This is a genomic window from Pyrobaculum sp. (assembly GCF_049971835.1).
Taxonomy (GTDB): Archaea; Thermoproteota; Thermoprotei; order Thermoproteales; family Thermoproteaceae; genus Pyrobaculum.
Genome location: NZ_JBMFKV010000210.1, coordinates 1 through 2893 on the forward strand (window position 1 = coordinate 1; position 2893 = coordinate 2893).

The 2893-nt window shown below is 59.0% G+C and carries 5 protein-coding genes; 2 read left to right on the forward strand and 3 right to left on the reverse strand.

The features are described from left to right. Positions 1-189, forward strand: a 189-nt coding sequence (locus ACP5J3_RS12480; RefSeq protein ID WP_428495985.1) for a hypothetical protein, incomplete at its 5' end; no start/stop codon positions are given. 142 nt (positions 190-331) lie between these two features. Here ACP5J3_RS12480 and ACP5J3_RS12485 read toward each other — a convergent pair. Further along, positions 332-697, reverse strand: coding sequence for a hypothetical protein (locus ACP5J3_RS12485; protein WP_428495986.1), 366 nt, complete (start codon positions 695-697; stop codon positions 332-334). Positions 698-856: 159 nt separating this feature from the next. Continuing rightward, complete coding sequence (locus ACP5J3_RS12490; RefSeq protein ID WP_428495987.1) at positions 857-1993, reverse strand: DUF7221 family queuine tRNA-ribosyltransferase-like protein; 1137 nt, start codon at positions 1991-1993, stop codon at positions 857-859. An 85-nt stretch (positions 1994-2078) separates the two neighbouring features. On the opposite strand from ACP5J3_RS12490, the gene ACP5J3_RS12495 reads away from it, so the two are divergent. Beyond that, positions 2079-2453: a hypothetical protein gene (locus ACP5J3_RS12495; protein ID WP_428495988.1), complete on the forward strand. Its 375-nt coding sequence runs from the start codon at positions 2079-2081 to the stop codon at positions 2451-2453. A gap of 167 nt (positions 2454-2620) precedes the next feature. Here ACP5J3_RS12495 and ACP5J3_RS12500 read toward each other — a convergent pair. Beyond that, positions 2621-2893: hypothetical protein (locus ACP5J3_RS12500; RefSeq protein WP_428495989.1), on the reverse strand; the 273-nt coding region annotated here is incomplete at its 5' end.

The window sequence follows — 2893 nt, forward strand, 5'->3', positions numbered from 1 at the left end:
CTGTGCGCGAAGTACACCACGCCACTTGATCACTATGTATGGGCCACAGAGGCCGCCAACGGCTTGACGGACTCTACAGATCTATACCTCACGCTACTAGAAGCAACGGCGCACATAGACCTGCGCACCAAGGGGCCGAAGGAGAGGCTCTCCAAAGCCATACACGGCGCCGTGGCTCTCGTGCTCTAACGCCACCGTCCCCCTACTGGCTAGCTAGCACTGCGGCGACAGAGCGTAGACAAGCCCTGTTCGGCCTGTGGTAACAGTACCTTTGCGACACAACATTAGTGTCTCTCCCGTCAACTCAATAGTAGGGCTTCTGTACGGAAGGCTAGAGAACTACGACCGTCGCTACTCTGAAGAGGGAGCCCGGGGTACACATCTCCAGCGGCTTTCTGAGCTTAGACACCGACAGTACCATGTCCCTCTCCACCCCTATCAGCCTCGTCGGTATCATTACATCGCCACATTGCTCTCTCTTGTTACGTTGCTCGCAACCCTCTGCTCGATAACTCCCCGCGTTAACGCCCTCTATACATCCCTTAGATCTCCACATCCTCAGCGTGTGCATGAACTCGTCCATGAAGATCTTGTTCTCTAGGTTTGCGACAGCTACCTCTGCGAAGTCCCAGTCGTAGACTAGGTCGGCGGGCCTGGGTCCGTACTCAACATCGTAGTGCACCTTCCTCGCCCGCACGTAGAAACAGACGCTGAGTATTAAAAACCGGACGTGGCGTAGCCAGCCTTGAGTGCTATCCCACTCATGGCGGTGCGCGTGTCTCCACAACTTCTCGCTGGAGAGCTCAGAAATGGCTGTGTCTATGCGTAGCCCCTTTGCCGACCTCCTCCCCGTCGGCTACTGTATACGCGGGCACAGCCTCTTCTTCTCCACCATGTGGCTGTGGAACCTGAAGAGCTCCCGTATGTTTAGCCTGAACAGCTTCTCGGTGGGGTACCTCACATATGGCTTGAGCTTCACGAAGCTCTCGCTGTCCGGGTCCCACACCCTCACCGTGCCGTACCTCTTGGCCCAGAAGATCCACACCGAGGTGTCGTAGGAGTCTACTAGGCAGACCACCCGCTTCAGCACGTTCAGATCCACGCCGAATACGTGGAGCCTGGCCCTCGGCAACGCCCGCCTCACCTCTCTGAGGATCCTCTCCGCCAGCCTCGGCTTAGACATCATGCAGAGGCTACCCACGCCCCACACCTCCGCCTCCACGCCGTGGGACTTGTAGAGGTCCAGCGACTCCAGCCACTCGGAGGGATCCGTATAGCCCTGCAATACGGGCACGACCCTCTGCCTCACCCCGAGGCCCTCGGCCAGGGAGTATATCTCAACGCCGTACTCCACAGTCTTCTTGATACCCTCCTTCACGGGCAGGCCCCGCGGTGCTAGTATGTCCAGCGGGAGGTCGAGGGTGGCGATCAGGTCTGCCCCGATGGCTAGGGCGAAGTCCAGGTACTGCCTGGGGCTGTAGGGGTAGGCGAACCCCTTGAACTTCCTGTAGAACTGCTGGGCCCCGCTGTCTAGAAACAGCCTCGGCACCCTGGCCCTAAGCCTGGCCGCCCTGGCCACGTCGAAGCTCCCGCCGCGCCAGAAGACGCCCGCGCCTACTAGCCAGTTGGAGATCTGGACGCTACCCACGACGCTCTCCAAGGCGTACCTGTTGCCCGCTACGTAGATGTCGAGCTCTGGCTGGCCCGGGCCCGCCCCTGCGGGGTGGCCCTCCGCTAGCCTGAGCGCGTCTGGCGTCAGGACGTAGTACCTCCCGCCGACTTCCTCCAGGAGGCCCCCCATAACCAGCCTCTCCAGTTCCTCCCTCAGTTGCCCGTCGGGCGTTGCCCCGTACAGTTGCTCTATCTCCTCGTACGTGAACGTGAGCTTTCTGGCGCTACCCGCCAGGAGGCGCCTCCTGTACTCTGTAGCCAAGACGTGTATGAGGGACAGCCCAGGGCTACTGGCCCCATGCGGGCTCTTACGAGGCCCCACACCGTTGGCAAAAACCCGTGTATTTAACTTTTAGAACTGGTATAGGGAGTCTGCAGGTTTTTATGGCGACGTTGTCTCGTGTGACATGAGAATCGCCCCGCTAGACCTCTCGGATTACAAGTACTACCACAAGGACGATATATATACTACTGGCCGCCTTATTGAAGAGGCTGTATATATCTTTTCCCCTCTTCTAGACGAGCTGGTATACTATAGTATGTCGGTTAGCCACAGCCTAGTGTTACACGGGGGCGAAGAAGACGTGTCCAGCTCACTCGCCAAAGATTGGGATAGCACGACTGTGTCTGAGGCCAGCGACAGGGCTGGACAGTTCTACGCAGTTTCATCAGATATAGCTTACCCCTATCTCACCAGCGCTACCAGTAGCGACCTGCGTCTCAAGAGGGAGAGGGGGAGAAGGTCCCGGTTTGAGGTAGCCACTTCAAACGTTGTATTCTAACCTCTTTCTTGAAGCGCGGGCCCCCTCAGGGCGCGCTCCGCCCTCCTGAAGCACAGGGCTGTGCCAGACGGCGGTACACGAGGACCCTCCCTCTAGAACTGGGCTGGCCTCACCCGGGGCGAGAAGAGGGCAGACAGCTCATAACCTCCGGTGCGCCCGTACTGTCTCTACAGCGTGATGTAGTGTGAATACCAGTAGAGGGCTGTGTAGTTCGCGTCTAGCCTCTCCTCCCTCACGTGCACGATACTAAAATGTGGCGCGTTGTCTACGAAGGAGTACGCGACGTTGAGCGAAGCCGCCCTTCTCGTTTTTGTCTCGGTGGACGTAAACCCCTCCTCGCTGTCTAGCTTGCCAGCCTCTACCCCCGCTACCCTCAGGTATTCGACGTTGGGGGGACTCACCGCCTCCAAGGTGGGGACGGGTGGCAGTCTGGCCCCGGC